The 19,533-nt window shown below is 62.6% G+C and carries 22 protein-coding genes; 13 read left to right on the forward strand and 9 right to left on the reverse strand.

The window, feature by feature from the left end; genetic code table 11:
- Positions 1 to 24: 24 nt before the first annotated feature.
- The 8 genes from nusB to pmbA all read right to left on the reverse strand — a co-directional run bounded on the left by nusB (position 25) and on the right by pmbA (position 7,079).
- Complete coding sequence (gene nusB, locus IPM27_04865) at positions 25 to 489, reverse strand: transcription antitermination factor NusB (protein ID MBK9160879.1); 465 nt, start codon at positions 487 to 489, stop codon at positions 25 to 27.
- Positions 490 to 493: 4 nt separating this feature from the next.
- Complete coding sequence (locus tag IPM27_04870) at positions 494 to 958, reverse strand: 6,7-dimethyl-8-ribityllumazine synthase (protein ID MBK9160880.1); 465 nt, start codon at positions 956 to 958, stop codon at positions 494 to 496.
- Positions 955 to 2,052: a 3,4-dihydroxy-2-butanone-4-phosphate synthase gene (gene ribB, locus IPM27_04875; GenBank protein MBK9160881.1), complete on the reverse strand. Its 1,098-nt coding sequence runs from the start codon at positions 2,050 to 2,052 to the stop codon at positions 955 to 957. The genes IPM27_04870 and ribB overlap by 4 nt, the downstream gene beginning before the upstream one ends.
- Positions 2,049 to 2,645 carry a riboflavin synthase gene (locus tag IPM27_04880; GenBank protein ID MBK9160882.1) on the reverse strand — a complete coding sequence of 199 codons (597 nt, stop codon included), beginning with the start codon at positions 2,643 to 2,645 and terminating at the stop codon, positions 2,049 to 2,051. The genes ribB and IPM27_04880 overlap by 4 nt, the downstream gene beginning before the upstream one ends.
- Positions 2,646 to 2,649: 4 nt before the next feature.
- Positions 2,650 to 3,738, reverse strand: coding sequence for a bifunctional diaminohydroxyphosphoribosylaminopyrimidine deaminase/5-amino-6-(5-phosphoribosylamino)uracil reductase RibD (ribD, locus tag IPM27_04885; protein MBK9160883.1), 1,089 nt, complete (start codon positions 3,736 to 3,738; stop codon positions 2,650 to 2,652).
- Positions 3,738 to 4,232 carry a transcriptional repressor NrdR gene (gene nrdR, locus IPM27_04890; protein ID MBK9160884.1) on the reverse strand — a complete coding sequence of 165 codons (495 nt, stop codon included), beginning with the start codon at positions 4,230 to 4,232 and terminating at the stop codon, positions 3,738 to 3,740. The genes ribD and nrdR overlap by 1 nt, the downstream gene beginning before the upstream one ends.
- Before the next feature lie 87 nt (positions 4,233 to 4,319).
- Positions 4,320 to 5,567 carry a serine hydroxymethyltransferase gene (locus tag IPM27_04895; protein ID MBK9160885.1) on the reverse strand — a complete coding sequence of 416 codons (1,248 nt, stop codon included), beginning with the start codon at positions 5,565 to 5,567 and terminating at the stop codon, positions 4,320 to 4,322.
- 117 nt (positions 5,568 to 5,684) lie between these two features.
- Positions 5,685 to 7,079, reverse strand: a complete 1,395-nt coding sequence (pmbA, locus tag IPM27_04900; protein ID MBK9160886.1) for a metalloprotease PmbA — start codon at positions 7,077 to 7,079, stop codon at positions 5,685 to 5,687.
- 64 nt (positions 7,080 to 7,143) lie between these two features.
- Between pmbA and IPM27_04905 the strand changes: the two genes are divergently transcribed.
- Together IPM27_04905 and IPM27_04910 are read left to right on the forward strand one after the other, a co-directional pair.
- Positions 7,144 to 7,668 (forward strand): DUF615 domain-containing protein, encoded by a 525-nt coding sequence (locus tag IPM27_04905; GenBank protein MBK9160887.1) that lies wholly within the window; start codon positions 7,144 to 7,146, stop codon positions 7,666 to 7,668.
- Positions 7,665 to 8,324: an alpha/beta fold hydrolase gene (locus IPM27_04910; protein ID MBK9160888.1), complete on the forward strand. Its 660-nt coding sequence runs from the start codon at positions 7,665 to 7,667 to the stop codon at positions 8,322 to 8,324. Before IPM27_04905 ends, IPM27_04910 begins: the two co-directional genes overlap by 4 nt.
- A 54-nt stretch (positions 8,325 to 8,378) precedes the next feature.
- On the opposite strand, the gene IPM27_04915 is transcribed toward IPM27_04910, so the two are convergent.
- A complete protein-coding gene (locus tag IPM27_04915) occupies positions 8,379 to 9,863 on the reverse strand; it encodes a hypothetical protein (protein MBK9160889.1) in 1,485 nt (494 codons plus the stop codon).
- 133 nt (positions 9,864 to 9,996) lie between these two features.
- Between IPM27_04915 and IPM27_04920 the strand changes: the two genes are divergently transcribed.
- The 11 genes from IPM27_04920 (at position 9,997) to nth (ending at position 19,532) form a co-directional block, all read left to right on the forward strand.
- Positions 9,997 to 10,788, forward strand: a complete 792-nt coding sequence (locus tag IPM27_04920; protein ID MBK9160890.1) for a leucyl/phenylalanyl-tRNA--protein transferase — start codon at positions 9,997 to 9,999, stop codon at positions 10,786 to 10,788.
- Positions 10,785 to 11,558 (forward strand): arginyltransferase, encoded by a 774-nt coding sequence (locus tag IPM27_04925; protein ID MBK9160891.1) that lies wholly within the window; start codon positions 10,785 to 10,787, stop codon positions 11,556 to 11,558. The genes IPM27_04920 and IPM27_04925 overlap by 4 nt, the downstream gene beginning before the upstream one ends.
- The gene (locus IPM27_04930) at positions 11,558 to 12,442 is read left to right on the forward strand and encodes a hypothetical protein (protein ID MBK9160892.1); all 885 of its coding nucleotides are present in this window, start codon (positions 11,558 to 11,560) and stop codon (positions 12,440 to 12,442) included. The genes IPM27_04925 and IPM27_04930 overlap by 1 nt, the downstream gene beginning before the upstream one ends.
- Positions 12,443 to 12,623: 181 nt before the next feature.
- Positions 12,624 to 13,646: a quinone-dependent dihydroorotate dehydrogenase gene (locus IPM27_04935; GenBank protein ID MBK9160893.1), complete on the forward strand. Its 1,023-nt coding sequence runs from the start codon at positions 12,624 to 12,626 to the stop codon at positions 13,644 to 13,646.
- Between the two features lie 103 nt (positions 13,647 to 13,749).
- On the forward strand, positions 13,750 to 14,325 hold the full coding sequence (rsxA, locus tag IPM27_04940; protein MBK9160894.1) for an electron transport complex subunit RsxA: 576 nt from the start codon (positions 13,750 to 13,752) through the stop codon (positions 14,323 to 14,325).
- Positions 14,325 to 14,873, forward strand: a complete 549-nt coding sequence (rsxB, locus tag IPM27_04945) for an electron transport complex subunit RsxB (protein MBK9160895.1) — start codon at positions 14,325 to 14,327, stop codon at positions 14,871 to 14,873. Before rsxA ends, rsxB begins: the two co-directional genes overlap by 1 nt.
- Positions 14,870 to 16,525, forward strand: a complete 1,656-nt coding sequence (gene rsxC, locus IPM27_04950) for an electron transport complex subunit RsxC (protein MBK9160896.1) — start codon at positions 14,870 to 14,872, stop codon at positions 16,523 to 16,525. The genes rsxB and rsxC overlap by 4 nt, the downstream gene beginning before the upstream one ends.
- Before the next feature lies 1 nt (position 16,526).
- Positions 16,527 to 17,561: an electron transport complex subunit RsxD gene (gene rsxD / locus IPM27_04955; protein ID MBK9160897.1), complete on the forward strand. Its 1,035-nt coding sequence runs from the start codon at positions 16,527 to 16,529 to the stop codon at positions 17,559 to 17,561.
- On the forward strand, positions 17,558 to 18,217 hold the full coding sequence (gene rsxG, locus IPM27_04960; GenBank protein MBK9160898.1) for an electron transport complex subunit RsxG: 660 nt from the start codon (positions 17,558 to 17,560) through the stop codon (positions 18,215 to 18,217). Before rsxD ends, rsxG begins: the two co-directional genes overlap by 4 nt.
- On the forward strand, positions 18,214 to 18,903 hold the full coding sequence (locus IPM27_04965; protein ID MBK9160899.1) for an electron transport complex subunit E: 690 nt from the start codon (positions 18,214 to 18,216) through the stop codon (positions 18,901 to 18,903). The genes rsxG and IPM27_04965 overlap by 4 nt, the downstream gene beginning before the upstream one ends.
- Positions 18,900 to 19,532 carry an endonuclease III gene (nth, locus tag IPM27_04970; GenBank protein ID MBK9160900.1) on the forward strand — a complete coding sequence of 211 codons (633 nt, stop codon included), beginning with the start codon at positions 18,900 to 18,902 and terminating at the stop codon, positions 19,530 to 19,532. The genes IPM27_04965 and nth overlap by 4 nt, the downstream gene beginning before the upstream one ends.
- Position 19,533: the final 1 nt, after the last annotated feature.

Raw genomic sequence — 19,533 nt, forward strand, 5'->3', positions numbered from 1 at the left:
ACGAACGCCAGCCCGCAACACCGGTCAGTTCTTGCCGCGCCCGGCGAATTCCACGGCGCGCAATTGCGGGGCGAGTTTGTCGAGCACGCCGTTGACGTACTTGTGCCCGTCGGTGCCGCCGAAGGTCTTGGCCAGTTCGACCGCTTCGTTGATGACGACCTTGTAGGGCACTTCGGGATGCTGTGCCAGTTCGAACGTGCCCAGCAGCAGCACCGCGAATTCCACCGGGCTGAGTTCGCCGGGCGGACGGTCGAGATGCGGCAGGAGCAGCGCCTCGATGTCGGCATGTTGCGCCAATGCGCCGCGCAGCAGCTTGGAGAACAACTCCTTGTCGTAGCGGCCGAGCTTCTTTTCGGACTGGATCTGTTTCTCGATCCCTGCCGCATCGCCAGCCGTGACGCGCCACTGGTAGATGCCCTGCAACGCAAGTTCGCGCGCGCGATGGCGCGGGCTCTTGCCCGGCGCCTTTGATGCCTCGGTCGGGCTCATGGCCTCACTCCGCGTCACTGGCGACATCCCGCAACAGATTGGCCATCTCGATCGCGACCAGCGCGGCTTCGCCGCCCTTGACGCGCATGCGCGCGATTGCCTGCTCGTCGGTATCGGTGGTGAGGATGGCATTGGCGATCGGCACGCCGCAGGCCAACTGGACGTCGCCGACGCAGCGCGCCGATTCGTTCGACACCACCTCGAAATGGTAGGTATCACCACGGATCACCGCACCCAGCGCGATCAGCGCGTCGAACTTGCCACTCTCCGCCATATTAAGCAGCACCAACGGGATCTCCAGCGCGCCGGGCACGGTGGCCAGCGTGATGTCACCGTCCGCGACGCCCTGCTTGACCAGTTGCGCGCGGCATTCCCCGAGCAGGCCTTCGCAGACCTCGCTGTTGAACCGGCTTTGCACGATTCCGATGCGCATCCCGCTGCCGTCCAGGTTCTTTTCGATCTCTTTCATGTGTTTTCCTTCGATTGACAATAACGCACCACCTCGAGGCCGAAGCCGGTCATGCTCGGCATCTTGCGCGGCGTGGCGATCAGGCACATCTTGCCGACATTGAGGTCGCGCAGGATCTGCGCGCCGATACCGTAGTTGCGCGGATCCCATTGCGCCGGATGCACATCCATCCCGGCAGCGCGCGCGCGCAGGTCCGCCGGGGTCTCGCTATAGTGCATCAGCACCAGCACGCCCGTCTCCGATCTGCCGATCCTCGAGAGCGCGTCATGCACACTGGTGGAGTTCGGATAATGCGCCTGTTCGATGAAGTCCATCACCGACAACGGCTCATGCACGCGCACCAGGGTTTCTTCGTCCGGCACGATGTCGCCCTTGACCAGCGCCAGATGGGTGCGCTGCGAGGTCTTGTCGAAATAGGTCACCAGGTCGAGCGTGCCGTAGGCGGTCTGTACCGTACGGCGCGCGACGCGTTCGATCAGCGCCTCGTTCTGGATGCGGTATTCGATCAGGTCGGCGATCGTGCCGATCTTGAGGCTATGCTGTCTGGCGAACTCGATCAGGTCGGGTAGACGCGCCATCTCGCCGTCATCCTTGAGGATCTCGCAGATCACCGCAGCCGGTGTCAGTCCCGCCTGTTGCGCCAGGTCGCAGCCCGCCTCGGTATGTCCGGCGCGCACCAGCACGCCGCCGTTGCGCGCCATCAAGGGGAAGATGTGGCCGGGCTGCACGATGTCGGCCGGCCTGGCGTCCCTGTTCGCTGCCGCGAGTATGGTGCGCGCACGGTCCGCCGCCGAGATGCCGGTGGTCACCCCCGTCGCCGCCTCGATCGACAAGGTGAAGTTGGTCGCCAACGCCAGGCCGTTGTCGCGCACCATCAGCGGCAGGTCGAGCTGGCGACAATGCGTCTCGGTCAGCGTCAGGCAGATCAGGCCGCGTGCATGCTTGGCCATGAAGTTGACCATCTCGGGCGTGGCGAACTCCGCCGCAAAGACCAGGTCGCCTTCATTCTCCCGGTCTTCCTCGTCGACCAGCACGACCATGCGTCCGGCGCGGATCTCCGCGATGATTTCCGGTGTGGGCGATATCCCTGTCATTGCGTCTCTTTCTGCATCATGCGTTCCACGTAGCGCGCGATCAGATCCACTTCGAGATTGACGCGGCCGCCCGCGCGCAGGTTTTTCAGGTTGGTCATCGCCAGCGTGTGCGGGATCAGATTGACGCTGAATTCGTCGCCCTCCACCCGGTTGATGGTCAGGCTGACGCCGTTGATGGTGATCGAACCCTTGATCGCGATGTATTTCGCCAGCGCATGCGGGGCGCGCACGACCAGTCTCCAGCTCTCCCCCAGGTCGGTGAACTCGACCACCTCGCCGACGCCATCCACATGACCGCTGACCAGATGACCGCCCAGCCGGTCGGCGAGGCACAGCGCCTTTTCCAGGTTGACCGGCGCGCCCTGCGCATCCAGGCCGACCGTGCAATCCAGCGTCTCGCGCGACACTTCGACCGTAAAGGAACGGGTGGCGCGTTCGATCACCGTCAGGCAGACCCCGTTCACCGCGATGCTGTCGCCAAGCTTGACGTCGCCCATGTCCAGCGACTGTGTCGCGATCTCCAGCCGCAGCCCGCCGTCACGGTCGGTTGCCTGTTTGATGTTGCCTACATCTGCAATGATTCCACTAAACACCGATTTATCCCTTCACCTTTATCGTGATGCGCAAGTCGTTGCCGATCTGCCGCACATCCTGCCATTGCAATTCGATGCGCTGCTCCAGACGGGTCATCTCGCCCAGTCTCACCATACTGCGCGCCGCATCGCCCAACAACTGCGGCGCGACATACAGCAGCAATTCATCCACCTGTCCGGCGCGCAGCAGGGCCCCGCTCAGGGTGCTGCCCGCCTCGACCATCACTTCGTTGCAACCGCGTTGCGCAAGGTCGCGCAATACGGCCTCCAGATCCACCCGCCCGTCGTCGCCCGGCATCACCGACACGGTCGCGCCGAGGTCCTGCAGCATGGCGATCTTCTGTTCGTCGCCCTGCGCGGCATAGACCAGCGTGCCGCCGTCGTACAGGATGCGCGCGTCCAGCGGGATGCGCAGACGGCTGTCCAGCACCACGCGCAACGGCTGGCGCGGGGTGTCGATCTCGCGCACGTTCAAACGCGCATCGTCCGCCAGTACCGTGTCGACCCCCGTCAGCACGGCGCACGAACGTGCGCGCCAGCGCTGCACGTCATGGCGCGCCGCTTCTCCGGTGATCCACTGGCTGATCCCGTTGCCCAGTGCGGTGCGCCCGTCCAGGCTCATCGCGATCTTGCTGCGCACCCAGGGCGTGCCACGCGTCATGCGCGAGAAGAAGCCGATGTTCAATTCCCGCGCCGCTGCTTCCATCAGGCCGCAATCGACCGCGATCCCGGCCTCGCGCAACTTCGCGATACCCGCGCCCGACACTTGCGGATTCGGATCCTGCACCGCCACCACCACGCGCGCCACGCCTGCCGCGATCAGCGCATCCGTGCAGGGCGGCGTCCTGCCGTGATGATTGCACGGCTCCAGCGTCACATACGCCGTCGCGCCCTGCGCCGCATCGCCCGCCTCGTTCAGCGCGTGGACTTCGGCATGCGCTTCTCCCGCTCGCCGATGCCAACCCTGCCCCGCGAGCGTGTCGTCCCTGACCAGCACGCATCCGACGCGCGGGTTCGGGCTGGCACCATACAACCCGAGTTCCGCCAGCCGCAAGGCCTGTGCCATCCACGCGCTGTCCCGGGCAGTGAACATCAACTCTTTTTCTTCCCGAGGCTGTCCGTGGCACGCCGTGCCGGCGCTTTGCTCACCGCGTCGATGGCATCGGTGAAATCGCCCACATCCTGGAAGCTCTTGTAAACCGAGGCAAAACGGATATAGGCCACTTTGTCGAGCTTGAGCAACTCCTTCATCACCAGTTCGCCGATCAGGCGCGAACCGATCTCGCGCTCGCCAAGAGCAAAGATCTTCTGCGTCACGCGATCGATCGCGGCATCCACCATCTCGGTGGGGACGGGCCGCTTGTGCAACGCGCGCGCAAAACTGGTGCGCAGCCGCTCCTCGTCGAACTCGCTGCGCATGCCGTTCTGCTTGACCACCTGCGGCATGCGCAACTCGATCATCTCGTAAGTGGTGAAGCGCTTGTCGCACGACAGGCATCGGCGGCGGCGGCGCACGGTATCCCCCTCCTCACTGAGACGGGTATCCACCACCTGGGTGTCTTCGTGTTTACAGAACGGACATTTCATTTGGTGAACAGGGAGTGGAAAGTAGAAAGTGGGAAGTGGCTTCCCCACTCCCCACTAAGGCACATAGTGCCGCTCCACTTACCAGCTTTAGTTTCCATACACCGGAAACTGGGTAGTCAGCTTCTTCACCTCGCCGGCCACGCGCGCGGTCACCGCCTCGTCGTTCGGCGCGTCCAGCACGTCGGCGATCAGGTGCGCCAGTTTTTCCGCTTCCAGTTCCTTGAAGCCGCGCGTGGTCATCGCCGGGGTGCCGATGCGGATGCCCGAGGTGACGAACGGCTTCTGCGGATCGTTCGGGATCGCGTTCTTGTTCACCGTGATATGCGCGCGCCCCAGCGCCGCTTCGGCATCCTTGCCGGTGATGTGCTTGGCTTGCAGATCCACCAGGAACAGATGGCAATCGGTGCGGCCAGACACGATGCGCAGGCCGCGTTCCTGCAGCACCTTGGCCATCACGCGCGCATTGTCCACCACCTGCTTCTGGTAGACCTTGAACTCCTTGCCGGCCGCTTCCTTGAACGCCACCGCCTTGGCCGCGATCACGTGCATCAGCGGGCCGCCCTGGATGCCGGGGAAGATCGCCGAGTTCAGCACTTTCTCGAACTCCGCCTTGGCCAGGATGATGCCGCCGCGCGGGCCGCGCAGGGTCTTGTGGGTGGTGCTGGTGACGAAGTCGGCGATGCCGACCGGACTCGGGTACACGCCCGCCGCAACCAGGCCGGCATAGTGCGCCATGTCCACGAACAGGTAGGCGCCGACGCTGTCGGCGATCGCCCGGAAGCGCTTCCAGTCGATCACCAGCGCATACGCCGACGCGCCCGCCACGATCATCTTCGGCTTGTGCGCGGTCGCCAGCGCCTGCACCTGGTCGTAGTCGATCTCCTCTTTCTCGTTCAACCCGTACTGGACCGCGTGGTACAGCTTGCCGCTGGCGTTCACCGTCGCGCCGTGGGTCAGGTGCCCACCGTGCGCCAGGGACAGGCCGAGTATCGTGTCGCCGGGCTTGAGCACCGACATGTATACCGCCTGGTTGGCCTGCGAACCGGAATTCGGCTGGACGTTTGCGTATTCCGCGCCGAACAGCGACTTGACGCGGTCGATCGCCAATTGCTCGGCGACGTCGACATACTCGCAGCCGCCGTAATAGCGTTTGCCGGGATAGCCCTCGGCGTACTTGTTGGTCAGCTTGCTGCCCTGCGCTTCCATCACCGCCGGGCTGGTGTAGTTTTCCGAGGCGATCAGCTCGATGTGGTCTTCCTGGCGACGGTTTTCGTCCTGGATCGCAGCCCACAATTCCGGGTCGGTGTGGGCAAGGGTGTTTTTGCTAGAGAACATGGCAGCCTTCCAAAAATAACGGTAAACGGGAAAGGCGCGGATTCTACCATGTTGCCCGGCAAGCCCGGTAATGCCGGTTGCCGCATCGGCAGGGGCTGTATCCCGCCTGTTGACCGGCTATCTGCCGGCCACGGTCATCCCGTCGAGCAGGATCGAGCCGCACTGGCGCGAACCCTGTACCAGCACGTCGTTGCCGACCGCGACGATGTTGCGGTACATATCCTTGAGGTTGCCGGCGATGGTGATCTCCTGCACCGGATACCGGATCTCGCCGTGCTCGACCCAGAAGCCCGCCGCGCCGCGCGAGTAATCGCCGGTGACATGGTTCACGCCCTGCCCGAGCAGTTCGGTGACCAGCAAACCGCGCCCCATCTGTTTCAGCAGCGCGCCGAAATCCGTGCCGCGCGCCGGGCCTTTGGTCGAGCGCAGGATCAGGTTGTGGTTCCCGCCGGCGTTGCCGGTGGAGCGCAAGCCGAGCTTGCGCGCCGAATAGGTGCCCAGGAAATAGCCGCGCAGCACGCCGTTTTCGACGACGGTGCGGGACTGCACCCGCACGCCCTCATCATCGAACGGACTGGAAGCGAGCCCCCTGGGAATGTCCGGTATGTCGTCGATGCTGATGTGCGGCGCAAAGACCGGCTGGTCGAGGCGGTCGAGCAGGAACGAGGACTTGCGGTACAGGCTGCCGCCGCTCACCGCGCCGACGAAATGCCCCAGCAGACTGGCCGCGACCGGCGCCTCGAACAGCACCGGCACCTGCATGGTGTCGATCTGGCGCGCGTTGAGGCGGCGTACCGCGCGCTCCGCCGCGATGCGCCCGAGTTGGCGCACCTCGACGATATCCCTGGCGTCGCGCGCCACGCTGTACCAGTAATCGCGTTCCATCGCATCGCCCTTGCCCGCGATCACCGCACAACTGACGCTGTGGCGCGAAGAGGGATAGCCGCCGACGAAACCGAGGCTGTTGGCCTGCACGAACTGCGCCTCATGCACGTTCACCGTCGCGCCTTCAGAATTGCCGATGCGCCGGTCCGCATCCAGTGCGGCCTGCTCGCATTCCCCGGCCAGCGCGATCGCATCCTCGACCGGCAAGAGCCACGGGTGGTACAGGTCGAGGTCGGGACAGGCGCCGGCCAGCAGGTCGGCATCGGGCAGGCCGGCGCATTCGTCCTGTGCGGTATAGCGCGCGATGGACAGCGCGGCATCGACCGTATCGCGCACCGCCTTGGCCGAAAGATCCGAGGTGCTGGCATTGCCGCGTTGCCTGCCGATATAGACGGTGATGCCCAGGCCCTTGTCGCGGTTGTATTCGATGGTCTCCACCTCGCCGTGGCGCACCGTGACCGCCTGACCGAACCCTTCGGAGATCTCCGCAGACGCGGACGATGCACCGCGCTGCCGGGCATACGCCAGCATGTCCTGCGCGATGTTGCGCAACTCGTCGGAGGAGTGGGCGAACCTGCCCTGTTCGGCAACGGCAGAACGCGTTATGGACGGCACGAGTATGTTCATATGCGAAGCGGGAAAATCACGAAAGGCGGTATCATATCAGCATCACCATGCCTCATTGCACACCATGAACCCGCACAGCCCGCACCAACAGGACGACGACGAAGCCGCGCTGCCACCCAGCAAGACCAGGGTGAAAAAACAGATGCACGAATTGCGCGACCTCGGCAAGGAACTGACCGAACTGGGCAAGGACCAGCTCGCGCAACTCGATCTTCCCGACAAGCTGCGCGAAGCGATACGCGAGATGGGACGGATCAATTCTTTCGGCGCGCAACGCCGCCAGATCCAATACATCGGCAAGCTGATGCGCGAGGTCGATCCCGCCCCGATCCTCGCCAAGCTGGACGCGTGGCAGGGAAAATCCCGGCAGCATACCGCCCACATGCACCAACTGGAGCGCTGGCGCGAGCGCCTGCTGGAAAGCGATGCGGCACTCACCGAGTTGCTCGCGGCCTATCCGCAGACCGATGTGCAGCGCTTGCGCGCCCTGATACGCAATGCCAAGAAGGAACAGGAACTGCAGAAGCCGCCGAAGAGTTTCCGCGAGATCTTCCAGGTATTGCGCGAGGCCATCCCCGAACCGGCATGAGCGCCACCCTGCCGCATATCACGCTGGAATCGGGCAAGCAGCCCCGCCACAGCATCATCTGGCTGCACGGGCTGGGCGCGGATGGGCAGGATTTCGTTCCCGTCGTTGACGAACTGGAGCTGCCGTTCGCCGTGCGCTACATCTTCCCGCATGCGCCGCAACGCCCGGTGACCGTCAACGGCGGATTCGTGATGCGCGCCTGGTACGACATCGCCGGCACGGACATCGGCGCACAGCAGGACGAAGCGGGGATACGCGATTCGCAACGCGCCATCGAGGCGCTCATCGCCCAGGAGACAGGCCGCGGCATCGAGCCGTGCCGCATCTTCCTGGCCGGGTTTTCGCAGGGCGGCGCCATCGCGCTGCATACCGCGCTGCGTCATAACGAAATACTGGGCGGTGTCCTGGCACTATCCACCTATCTGCCGCTGGCCGGAACCGTTGCGCAGGAAAGCGCAGCAGCAGCGCAGCATCTGCCGGTCTTCATGGCGCATGGGCGCTACGACCCGGTCGTGCCTTATGCGCTGGGATCGGCTTCAAGGGATGCGCTGCTCGAACTGGGCCACGCCGTGGAATGGCACGATTACGCGATGCAACACTCGGTGTGCGAGCAGGAGTTGCGCGATATCGGGGCCTGGCTGAAACAGAAAGCTTAGGGAACCTCTGATTAAGTCCCGCATGGCGGACTTATCAAAGATCCCTTGGGAGAATTATTCGGAACCGCCGACTTCCTGCTCGATGACGCGGAATCTGGCCAGATCGTAGTCCTGGCCTTTTTCCAGCAGCCCGGCCGGGATCAACAGATAGCCTTTGCCATTCAGGCTGGTCTGCAAACTGCGGTTGTTGGAAAAGGTGTCTGCCTTCATCAGCAGCCTGGTTTCTGCCGACGAATCGCCCTGTTTCGGTTGCAACCATAACGCGGGCTGTCCGTCCTCGAACCCGCCGCCCCCGCCGCCGCTCTGGCTCAAGGCAACGCCGTCGATCTGGCTGGTCAGCATCTCCGCACCGACGTGCAGCCGGTTCGATTCGTCGCGCGACAAGCGCCGCACCACCGCCACACCCCAGGACGGTACGCCCTCCGGTTGCACGCCAAGCAGGCTACCGATGCGTATGCCGTCTGCCCCCTGAGCCGGCAGCACAGTGCGGAATCCCCCGGTGCTGATATCCTCGACCTCCCAGCGCTGCGGCTCCTCGGCGTTAAAGTTCAGCCCGACATCGGTGCGCTCAAGCACCTTGGCGAAACCGTTCGCCACGTTCAGACTGACCCTGATCCAGCGCCGCACGCTGCGCCGCACCGGCGGTTCGTTCAGGTAATTCACCAGATACTGAACAGCCTCGCGCACCAGTTCCGCATCGTATGTCCCGCCCAGATTGATGCTGTCCGGGACGACGTTCTTGTCCAGCGTCTTGAGCAAGGCCTCCAGTTTCGGCCGCAACCTCGCCAGCCCGATGAAACGCAGGGACGGATGCTCCGTCGCATCCACCTTGGCGCGGATCGGCGCGACCGGCCGGTTCAGGTCGAAACTGAACACCGTCGCCCCGTCCTGGCGCACGGTGATGTCGATATCGGCGCAATATTGGGTGAACAGGCGTTCGGTGAAATGCATGCTTAGCGGACTCAACGCATTGACGCCGCTGCCGCACCATGCCAACGTCTGCCCGACCAGACACCTGACCGAAGTCTCCGGCGCCCCCGGATACAACGCAACCGGCGTATCCAGATACCCCTGCTGTTCGGCATGCGAATACAGTTTCGCCAGGTTGGCCCAGATGGCGGCATCGATCGGGCCATAGCGCGCGCAGATATACTTCAACTGCCCAGCCGTGGCATGAATTGCGCGTGCCACGATCATCGGAACGTATGCCTTGATCGCCGAGCTGCCCTTGTCACCCTGGCAATAACGGTCGAACAGCGTGATGTATGCACCGGCCGTATGACGGGAAAGATTACCCAGCACCAGCCACAGGCGGTTCTCCTGGAATTTGTTCAATTCGTGCGGCACAAAATATTCGCGCGCCAGTTTGCGCGCATGGGGATGCCCCGTCTCGTCGAGCAGGCTCAGCACGGCAAACTGGTGGTCCAGCTTGAAGTCGGCATTGCCCATCACCGACTCGATCCACTCGGTCAGTTCCATCAACGCCTTGTGCGCATCGTTCCTCGGCAGGTCATCCAGCAGCGCTTGCGCGGACTTCATGTCCGCCATGGGGTGGTCGGGCTTTTTGCCAAAAATACCGGAAAACATCTTCAACCTCGCGAATCAATCACTTCCATACGTGGCAATATAAACACAAAATGTCCCGATTGAATATACCGCGCAGGCTGTTTTCATGATTCCATGGCTAGACAACGATACGCCATTCCCACCGGTCGAACGCGCCCTGCGGTCGCCTGATGGACTGCTGGCCGCCGGGGGCGACCTGTCTCCCGCCCGGCTACTGGAGGCATACCGGCACGGCATCTTCCCGTGGTTCAATCCCGGCGAGCCGATCCTGTGGTGGAGCCCCGACCCGCGCATGGTGCTGATGCCGGATGAGTTCAGCATCTCCCGTTCGCTCGCCAAGACGTTACGCAAGGCAACCCATGAAGTGCGCGTGGATACCGCGTTCGAGCGGGTGATGCGCGCCTGCGCCGCGCCGCGCAAGGGTGCGGATGGCGGCTGCGACACGGTGCGCGATAGCGACGGGAGCGGGAGCAGCCGCCAAGCCGCCCTTCCCGCACCAGAAGGCTCCGCCACACCGTGTCAGGGCGGCACCTGGATCAGCGCAGAGATGATCACCGCATACGGCGAACTGCACCGCATGGGGTACGCGCATTCGGTGGAAGTGTGGATGGATGGTGAATTGTCAGGCGGACTGTATGGCATCGCCATCGGACGCATGTTCTACGGCGAATCCATGTTCAGCCGCAAGCCGGATGCCTCCAAGATCGCGCTGGCACATCTCTCCGCACAGCTCGTGCGCTGGAGGTTCGGCATGATCGATTGCCAGATGAGCACGCCGCACCTGTCCTCGCTGGGCGCCCGCGAAATTCCGCGCAGCGAGTTCATCGCGCGGCTGCGGGAATTGATACACTATGACCCGGTCAACCACTGGTGCTTCGACGACGATCTTTACCCATGAGTCTGCTGAACGACATCCCGCTTTCCGCGCTGCATCTCTACCTGACCGCGCCCTACCCGTGCAGCTACCTGCACGGCCTGCAGGCGCGCTCGCAGGTCGCCACACCCGCCTTCCTGATCAGCCCCCCGGTGTATTCGGAACTGGTGCGGCACGGTTTCCGCCGTAGCGGCACCTACACCTATCGCCCGCGCTGCGACGAGTGCCGCGCCTGCATCCCGTTGCGCGTACCGGCAGGACAATTCGTGCCGAGCCGCTCGCAGCGCCGCGCATGGTCGCGGCACGCCCATCTCGAAGCCACCCTGCACCCGCTGCACGACAGCGCCGAATATTACGATCTCTACCTGCGCTACCAGCGCGCACGGCATCCGGACGGCGGCATGGACGACGACGACCGCGAGTCGTACCGCAATTTCCTGATGCAGAGCCATGTCGATTCGGTGCTGGTGGAATTCCGCGAGCCCTGCGGCCTGGCCCGTGGAAAACAGGGTACGTTGCGCATGGTCAGCGTGATCGATCTGCTCGACGACGGCCTGTCTTCCGTCTATACCTTTTATGAGCCCGGCCTGCCCGGTACGAGCTTCGGGATATACAACGTGCTGTGGCAGATTGAAATGTGCCGCAAGCTCGAACTGGATTTCGTCTATCTGGGCTACTGGATAGGGCGCAGCCGCAAGATGGCCTACAAGTCGCGCTACCGGCCCGCGCAGGGCCTGCAGGACGGCATCTGGCGCGAGATCCCCGCACCCGACGACACCACGGGGGAATCCTGATGAAAACACGCCTGGGAATATTCGTATTGACCTTATTGCTGCTACCGCCTGCGGGTTTGTTCCTGGGCGGCGCGGAATGGAGCGATCTCGACACGGGGACATCCTCCGAAAAGATCAGCATCGGCCCAACCATCACCTGTATCTTCATGTTGATCAGCTACCTGTTGCTCATCAACAAACTGGTCAAGATCACCACCGGCAACAGCCCCCTCGCCATGCAGCTCAAATATCATCTGGCGCTCGGTGCGGCAGGTATCGTGCTCGGCTGGCTGCTGGTCTACCTGAACCTGTTCGCGGCCAACTGGTCGACCGCACAGAGGGGCTCGGAAGTGCTGTTCTCCATCCTGTTCGCGCTGCTGGCGCCCGCCGTATCGATCACCCGCGCGTTGCTCGGCTCGCTCCGTGGATGGCTCAAATATCTGGCGCGGGGCATCCCATTACCCGTGATCGGCAACGAGCCCCTGGCATTCGGCCTCATCCCGGTCGCCGCCCTCGGCTTGCTGGGTGGTGCGGCCTGGCCCGCTTACTTGTTCTGGCTGATGTGGCTGTCGCCCTTGCTGCTGTTGCTCGCGCTGCAACTGCTGTGGCACGAAAGCACCCTCTTCTCTGGTCTGAGATCCGGTGACTGGGGACGTTTGATCTGCACCGCGCTGGCCGGGCTGATCGTGGGCAATCTTTCCGTTTACACCTATCAGGCCGCCGGCGGCAGCCTGATAGGCAACCTGACAAACCCGCTGTTCCCGCAACTCGGTTACGTACTGTTCGGCCTGCTGTGCCTGCAACTGGGCGATGTCATTGCCGAGCAATGGCGCGGCAAACCGCGCGGCGAAGTATTCAAGAAAAAACCGTTCCCCATCCCCGTCGTTTCCAGGAAAGATCAGTGATGCGCACCTCTACTAATCCAAATTTGCGAGCATCCGCTTTGCGGATTGCCTGCTTACCCCACTTCGTCGCAATACCGCGTTGCTTACAATAAATTGCTCCTTACATATCGTCCATATGCCGCGTCGCAATTTCTTGCTCGCGCCTTGCCTTGCTTAGAACTTTGAATTATTAGAGGTACACATGCCCCTGTTTCAGCTATTCCGCCCCGCCCTGTTCGCACTCGATCCCGAGGCCGCCCACCACGTCACCCTCGACGGGCTGAAGACCGCACAATGTCTCGGTCTCACCGCGCTGATGTTCAAGCGCCCGGCGGACGACCCGCGCACCGTGATGGGGTTGACCTTCCCCAATCCGGTCGGGCTGGCTGCGGGACTGGACAAGAACGGCGACTGCATCGACGGACTGGCGGCGCTCGGTTTCGGCTTCATCGAGATCGGCACGGTGACGCCGTTGCCGCAGCCCGGCAACCCCAAGCCGCGCCTGTTCCGCATCCCGGAAGCACGGGGCATCATCAACCGCATGGGCTTCAACAACGACGGTGTGGACGCACTGATCGAGAACGTGAAGCGCGCAAAATTCAAAGGCATCCTCGGCATCAACATCGGCAAGAACGCCGCCACGCCGATCGAGAAAGCAGCGGACGACTATCTGATCGGCCTGCGCAAGGTGTACGCCCATGCCAGCTACGTCACCGTCAACATCTCCTCGCCCAATACGAAAAACCTGCGCCAGTTGCAGGGCGGCGATGAACTCGACGCGCTGCTTGGGCAACTGAAAGCGGAACAGGAAAAGCTCGCGCAGCAGCATGGGAAATACGTGCCGCTGGCCGTGAAGATCGCGCCCGATCTCGACACGGAACAGATTGTGCAGATCGCCGCATTGCTGATGAAACACCGCATCGACGGCGTGATCGCCACCAACACCACGCTGTCGCGCGAGGGAATGGAAGGATTGCCGCACGGCAACGAGACCGGCGGCCTTTCCGGCGCACCGGTGCGCGACAAATCCACCGCCGTCATCCGCGCGCTGGCTGCCGAGCTGAATGGCACATTGCCCATCATCGGCGTCGGCGGCATCCTCAAAGGCGCGGATGCGGTCGAGAAGATGCAGGCAGGCGCGGCGCTGGTGCAGCTATACAGCGGCCTGATCTATCGCGGCCCCGAACTGGCAGATGAATGCTGCGCGGCGATCCGTGCCGGTTGATGTATTGGGTATAACTTTCCGGAATATCCTTATCGTTCCGCGCATGGTTGAAGCGGCATATGAATCAGGGGATAATCCGCGCCTGATTTTGAAAGCAAAATAAATGACTGAATATTTGCTGATCCTGGTCGGCACGGTGTTTGTGAACAACATCGTAATGGTCAAGATTCTCGGGCTCTGCCCGTTCATGGGCGTCTCCAGGAAGCTGGAGGCCTCGATCGGCATGGGTGCGGCCACCACCTTCGTCCTGACGCTGGCTTCCGGCGCAAGCTACCTGATCAACCAGTACCTGCTCGGTCCCGAACTATCCTATCTGACCACGCTGTCGTTCATCGTGGTGATCGCAGGGATCGTACAATTCACCGAGATGGTGATACAGAAGACCAGCCCGGTGCTGTACCAGGTGCTGGGCATCTACCTGCCGCTGATCACCACCAACTGCGCTGTGCTGGGCATCCCGCTGCTCAACGTGCAGGCCAAACACAATTTCATGGAATCCCTCTTCTTCGGCATGGGCGGCGCGCTGGGTTTCACGCTGGTGATGGTGCTATTCGCCGGGATGCGCGAACGCATGGAAGGCGCGGATGTGCCGGCGATATTCAAGGGCTCGGCCATCGCGATGATCACCGCCGGATTGATGAGCCTGTCGTTCATGGGGTTCTCGGGACTGGTCAAATAATGCTCGGCGCGTTGCTGGTCATGGCCGCTATCGCGATCGTGCTGGGCGCGGTGCTGGGCTTTGCCGCGATCAAGTTCCGCGTCGAAGGCAACCCGCTGGTGGACAAGATCGACGCCATCCTGCCGCAAACGCAATGCGGCCAGTGTGGCTACCCCGGCTGCAAGCCTTATGCCGATGCGATCGCCGGCGGCGAAGCTGACATCAACCTGTGCCCGCCCGGTGGCGAGGACGGCATCCATAAACTGGCCGACTTGCTCGGCGTCGAGTACAAACCATTCGGCGAAGGCACCGCCCCCAAGGAAAAGGCCGTTGCCTTCATCGACGAGAACACCTGCATCGGCTGCACGCTGTGCATCCAGGCCTGCCCGGTGGATGCCATCGTCGGCGCCGCCAAACAGATGCACACCATCATCGCATCGGAATGTACCGGCTGCGAATTGTGCGTTGCGCCCTGCCCGGTGGATTGCATCAGCATGGTGGTCATCGAAGAAAAGATCGGCACATGGAAATGGAAATATCCGGTGTTCCAGCTACAACCTTCACAATGAGAACACTCCATCAATTTCATGGCGGTATCCATCCGCCCAGTCACAAGGCGCAATCGACGCGCGCGCCGATCGCCACCGCACCGATGCCATCGAAGCTGGTCATCCCGTTCCGGCAGCACGCGGGTGAAGCCGCAAAGCCGGTCGTGCAGGCCGGAGAGCGGGTACTGAAAGGACAGTTGATCGGCAAGCCGGAGGGATTCGTATCGAGCGCGGTGCATGCCCCCACCTCGGGCACCATCGTCTCGATCGACATGCAGCCCGTCGCCCACCCGTCAGGGTTGCCCGATATGTGCGCCACCCTGCTGCCGGACGGCAGGGATGAATGGGTAGCGCGCCAGCCGCTCGAATACCGCGATTGCAGCGCCGTCGAACTGCGCCAGTTACTGCGCATGTCCGGGATTGTCGGATTGGGCGGCGCCGTCTTCCCGAGCGACATCAAGCTGCGCCTGTCCAGGCAGAAGATCAGGACCCTGATTTTGAACGCGGCGGAATGCGAGCCCTATATCACCTGCGACGACATGCTGATGCGCGAGCGCGCCGCAGAGATCGTTCAGGGCGCGGAAATGCTGCGCTTCATGCTGGAGGCGAAGGAAGTATTGATCGGTATCGAGGACAACAAGTCCGAGGCGATCGCCATGATGCAGCAGGCCGTGACCGCCGCCGGCCTCCCGCTCGAGGTGATCCGGATACCCACCCTGTATCCCGGCGGCAGCGCAAAACAACTGATCCGCACACTCACCGGGCTGGAAGTCCCTTCCGGAAAACTGCCCACCGATATCGGCGTGCAATGTTTCAATGTCGGCACCACCTACGCCGCGTGGCGCGCCATCGCGCACGGTGAACCGCTGATCTCGCGCGTCGTCACGGTCACCGGCAATGTGCGGCGTCCGCAGAACTACGAGGCGCTGCTCGGCACGCCGATCGAAGAACTGGTCGCGCTGAGTGAAGCGTTGCCGGACACCGACCGCCACATCATGGGCGGACCGATGATGGGATTCGCTCTGCCTTCGTTATCCGTTCCGCTGGTCAAGGCGAGCAACTGCATCATCGCCGGCTCCCCCGCGCTGTTCCCGCCGCCGCCGCCGCCGTTGTCATGCATCCGCTGCACGCGTTGCGCGCAGGTATGCCCTGCCGATTTGCAGCCGCAGGATCTCTACTGGTTCGCTCAATCCAGGGAGTTCGGCAAGGCGCAGGCTTTCAGCCTGTTCGACTGCATAGAGTGCGGCGCGTGTAGCTATGTCTGCCCCAGCCACATCCCGCTGGTGCAATACTTCCGCTTTGCCAAGAGCGAAATTCGCGCACGCGAACAGGACAAGCTGGCGGCTGACAAGGCGCGCCAGCGGCACGAGTTCCGCGAATTCCGCATCGAGCAGGAAAAACGGGAAAAGGCCGAAAAGCTGGCTGCCCGGGAAAAGGCTGCTCTGGCGGCAAAAGCGGCTTCAGCCGCTCCGGCCACGGTACCTGCACCGGACGACGCACACGCAAAGATCCAGCAGGCCGTGGAAAGGGCCAGACTGCAAGCCGCCGCCGTAGTGCCGAAAAACACCGAGAACCTGACCCCGGCGCAACAAACAGAGATCGCCGAAATCGAGATCAGCCGGGCACGCCTGCGCGAGCAGGCAAAATCAGAAGTCGAGCACTCCAAGGAATAACATGTCCGCATTCTTTTCCCCCTTCATCAGCAAACCGGACAGCGTGTCGCAGATCATGCTCAAGGTGCTGCTCGCCCTGATTCCCGGCATCGCGATGTACGTATGGTATTTCGGCCCGGCGATCCTGGTCTCGATCGCGCTGGCCAGCATCACCGCACTCGCCACCGAAGCGCTCATGCTCAAGTTGCGCAATCGTCCCATCGCACCATCCCTCAGGGACAACAGCGCGCTGCTCACCGGCTGGCTGCTGGCGCTGTCCATCCCGCCGCTGGCCCCCTGGTGGCTGATCGTGGTCGGCACGGCATTCTGCATCGCGGTCGCCAAACACCTGTATGGCGGACTGGGCAACAACCTGTTCAACCCGGCGATGATCGGCTTCGCGGTGCTGATCATTTCGTTCCCAGTACCAATGACGCAGTGGCTCACGCCGCACGGATTGGGTCAGATCGAATTGAGCTTCGCCGAGCAGATCGGATACATCTTCCTCGGCGCGCTTCCGCCGGGTGTGACGATGGATGCCATCACCATGGCCACACCGCTGGATACGCTGAAGACCAACCTGCACCTCGACCAGCATATCAAGGAGATCCTCGACATGCCGATCTATGGCCGACTGGCCGGACACGGCAGCGAGATGGTGGCGGCGGGATTCGCCCTCGGCGGTCTGTACCTGATCGCCGCGCGCATCATCAGCTGGCATATCCCGGTCGCCTATCTTGGCACCCTGTTCGCCATGGCCGGAATCTTCCACCTGACCGATCCAGCGCATTATGTCTCGCCGCTGTTCCACCTGCTCTCCGGAGCAGCGACGATCGGCGCATTCTTCATTTTGACCGACCCGGTCAGCAGCCCCACCACGAACAAGGGGCGGTTGATCTTTGCCGCAGGCGCGGGCCTGATCACCTACCTGATCCGAGCGTTCGGTAATTTCCCGGATGGCACCGCGTTCGCCACCCTGCTGATGAACATCTGCGTGCCGCTGATCGTGCTGTACACGCAACCCAGGGTGTTCGGCAGGAAGGAGAAGCAGCCATGAGGCGCACCATGGCGAAGGCCTCCTTCCATACCGCGATGAACCTGCTGTTCTTCACGGCGATCGGTACGGCCCTGCTGGCGCTGACCTACAATCTCACTCACGACACCATCGTGCAAAGCGAGGAGAAAGAGAAACTGAAACTGATCTCGCAGATCGTGCCTGCGGATGCACATGACAACGACCTCATGAAAGACACCGTGCCGCTCGCACCGGACGAACTGCTCGGCAACGAAGAAACAACCATGGCCTATCTCGGCCGCATGCAGGGCGACCCCTCCATCGTCGTGCTGGGCGTGATCGCACCGGACGGCTATGGCGGCAAGATCAGACTGATCGTTTCCATCCGCAGCAATGGCCAGATTGGCGGCGTGCGCGTGGTGTCGCACAACGAGACGCCCGGACTGGGCGATTACATCGAGATCGCAAGGAGCGACTGGATCACCGCATTCAACGGCACCTCGCTGGACAACCGCAGGGAAGGGGACTGGAAAGTCCGCAAGGACGGCGGGAAATTTGACCATATGGCCGGCGCGACCGTCACACCACGCGCGATAGTCAAGGCGGTGCATAAAGCGCTACAGTATTACGCACAGCACCGCGATGAACTGCTCGTGCCAGTCGCACGGCTCGAAGCGTCTGCCAAGGAGAAAAAATGACCTCACAGGAAGTGAAAGACATTTTTCATGCCGGTCTGTGGAAGCAGAACCCCGGCATCGTGCAACTGCTCGGCCTGTGCCCGCTGCTGGCAATCAGCAGTTCGGTGGTGAACGCACTCAGCCTCGGCCTGGCGACGACGCTGGTGATGACCCTGTCCGGCGCAACCGTCGCCACGATACGCGAGTTCATCCCCAACGAGGCGCGCATCCCGGTTTATGTGCTGCTCATCGCGGTGCTGGTCACCATCGTGCAATTCCTGATGAACGCCTATGTACACTCCCTTTATCTGGTATTGGGCATCTTCATCCCGCTGATCGTCACCAACTGCATCGTGCTGGCGCGGGCTGAGTCTTTCGCCTCCAAGAACACCGCGGCGGCCTCGGCGCTGGACGGCATCGCGATGGGACTGGGCCTGACCGCAGTACTGGTATTGTTGGGCGCCATCCGCGAGGTTTTCGGCCACGGCACGCTGCTGTCCGGCATCGACCTGGTGTTCGGAGAAGCGGCGAAATCTCTGGTCATCACCGTGATACCGGACTATCACGGCTTTCTGCTTGCCGTGCTGCCGCCCGGCGCGTTCATCGTGCTGGGCCTGCTCATCGCACTGAGGAACTGGTTGAGCCTGCGCGCCGAGGCAAAAACACGCACAACGGCAACGAGCGCGGTCGCATCCCAGGCGGCATGAACGCCGCCAAGCGCCGCGAGATCTTCCTGCGCCTGCAAGCGGCGAATCCGCATCCCGCCACCGAACTGGAATACCGCACGCCGTTTGAACTGCTGGTTGCAGTGATCTTGTCGGCGCAGGCCACCGATGTCAGCGTCAATGCCGCCACACGGCAACTGTTCCCCGTCGCCAATACTCCGCAAGCCATGCTCGCGCTCGGCGAAAGGGGACTGCGCGAACACATCCAGCGCATCGGCCTGCATCAGACAAAAGGCAGGCACATCATCCGGATGTGCCAGTTATTGCTGGAACGGCATGGCGGTCAGGTACCGCAGACACGCGAGGCGCTGGAAGCCTTGCCCGGGGTGGGCCGCAAAACTGCCAACGTGATCCTCAACACCGCCTTCGGCCAGCCGACCATCGCGGTGGACACGCACATCTTCCGCATCAACAACCGCATCGGCCTGGCACCCGGCAAGAACGTTCTGGAAGTGGAAACAAAGCTGATGAAGGTCGTGCCGGACGAATTCAAGCGCGATGCGCACCACTGGCTGATCCTGCATGGCCGCTATGTGTGCCGGGCACGCAAACCGGCATGCGCCGCCTGTATCATTAGCGACCTGTGCGAATACAAGGACAAGGTTCCCTGAC

Source organism: Nitrosomonadales bacterium, assembly GCA_016716325.1.
GTDB lineage: Bacteria > Pseudomonadota > Gammaproteobacteria > Burkholderiales > Gallionellaceae > Gallionella.

Excerpts from the sequence above, each read along its gene's own strand:
- nusB (MBK9160879.1), bottom strand. The coding sequence starts at position 489 with ATGAGCCCGACCGAGGCATCAAAGGCGCCGGGCAAGAGCCCGCGCCAT.
- IPM27_04870 (MBK9160880.1), bottom strand. The coding sequence starts at position 958 with ATGAAAGAGATCGAAAAGAACCTGGACGGCAGCGGGATGCGCATCGGA.
- ribB (MBK9160881.1), bottom strand. The coding sequence starts at position 2,052 with ATGACAGGGATATCGCCCACACCGGAAATCATCGCGGAGATCCGCGCC.
- ribD (MBK9160883.1), bottom strand. The coding sequence starts at position 3,738 with ATGTTCACTGCCCGGGACAGCGCGTGGATGGCACAGGCCTTGCGGCTG.
- nrdR (MBK9160884.1), bottom strand. The coding sequence starts at position 4,232 with ATGAAATGTCCGTTCTGTAAACACGAAGACACCCAGGTGGTGGATACC.
- IPM27_04895 (MBK9160885.1), bottom strand. The coding sequence starts at position 5,567 with ATGTTCTCTAGCAAAAACACCCTTGCCCACACCGACCCGGAATTGTGG.
- pmbA (MBK9160886.1), bottom strand. The coding sequence starts at position 7,079 with ATGAACATACTCGTGCCGTCCATAACGCGTTCTGCCGTTGCCGAACAG.
- IPM27_04905 (MBK9160887.1), top strand. The coding sequence starts at position 7,144 with ATGAACCCGCACAGCCCGCACCAACAGGACGACGACGAAGCCGCGCTG.
- IPM27_04910 (MBK9160888.1), top strand. The coding sequence starts at position 7,665 with ATGAGCGCCACCCTGCCGCATATCACGCTGGAATCGGGCAAGCAGCCC.
- IPM27_04915 (MBK9160889.1), bottom strand. The coding sequence starts at position 9,863 with ATGAAGTCCGCGCAAGCGCTGCTGGATGACCTGCCGAGGAACGATGCG.
- IPM27_04920 (MBK9160890.1), top strand. The coding sequence starts at position 9,997 with ATGATTCCATGGCTAGACAACGATACGCCATTCCCACCGGTCGAACGC.
- IPM27_04925 (MBK9160891.1), top strand. The coding sequence starts at position 10,785 with ATGAGTCTGCTGAACGACATCCCGCTTTCCGCGCTGCATCTCTACCTG.
- IPM27_04930 (MBK9160892.1), top strand. The coding sequence starts at position 11,558 with ATGAAAACACGCCTGGGAATATTCGTATTGACCTTATTGCTGCTACCG.
- IPM27_04935 (MBK9160893.1), top strand. The coding sequence starts at position 12,624 with ATGCCCCTGTTTCAGCTATTCCGCCCCGCCCTGTTCGCACTCGATCCC.
- rsxA (MBK9160894.1), top strand. The coding sequence starts at position 13,750 with ATGACTGAATATTTGCTGATCCTGGTCGGCACGGTGTTTGTGAACAAC.
- rsxB (MBK9160895.1), top strand. The coding sequence starts at position 14,325 with ATGCTCGGCGCGTTGCTGGTCATGGCCGCTATCGCGATCGTGCTGGGC.
- rsxC (MBK9160896.1), top strand. The coding sequence starts at position 14,870 with ATGAGAACACTCCATCAATTTCATGGCGGTATCCATCCGCCCAGTCAC.
- rsxD (MBK9160897.1), top strand. The coding sequence starts at position 16,527 with ATGTCCGCATTCTTTTCCCCCTTCATCAGCAAACCGGACAGCGTGTCG.
- rsxG (MBK9160898.1), top strand. The coding sequence starts at position 17,558 with ATGAGGCGCACCATGGCGAAGGCCTCCTTCCATACCGCGATGAACCTG.
- IPM27_04965 (MBK9160899.1), top strand. The coding sequence starts at position 18,214 with ATGACCTCACAGGAAGTGAAAGACATTTTTCATGCCGGTCTGTGGAAG.
- nth (MBK9160900.1), top strand. The coding sequence starts at position 18,900 with ATGAACGCCGCCAAGCGCCGCGAGATCTTCCTGCGCCTGCAAGCGGCG.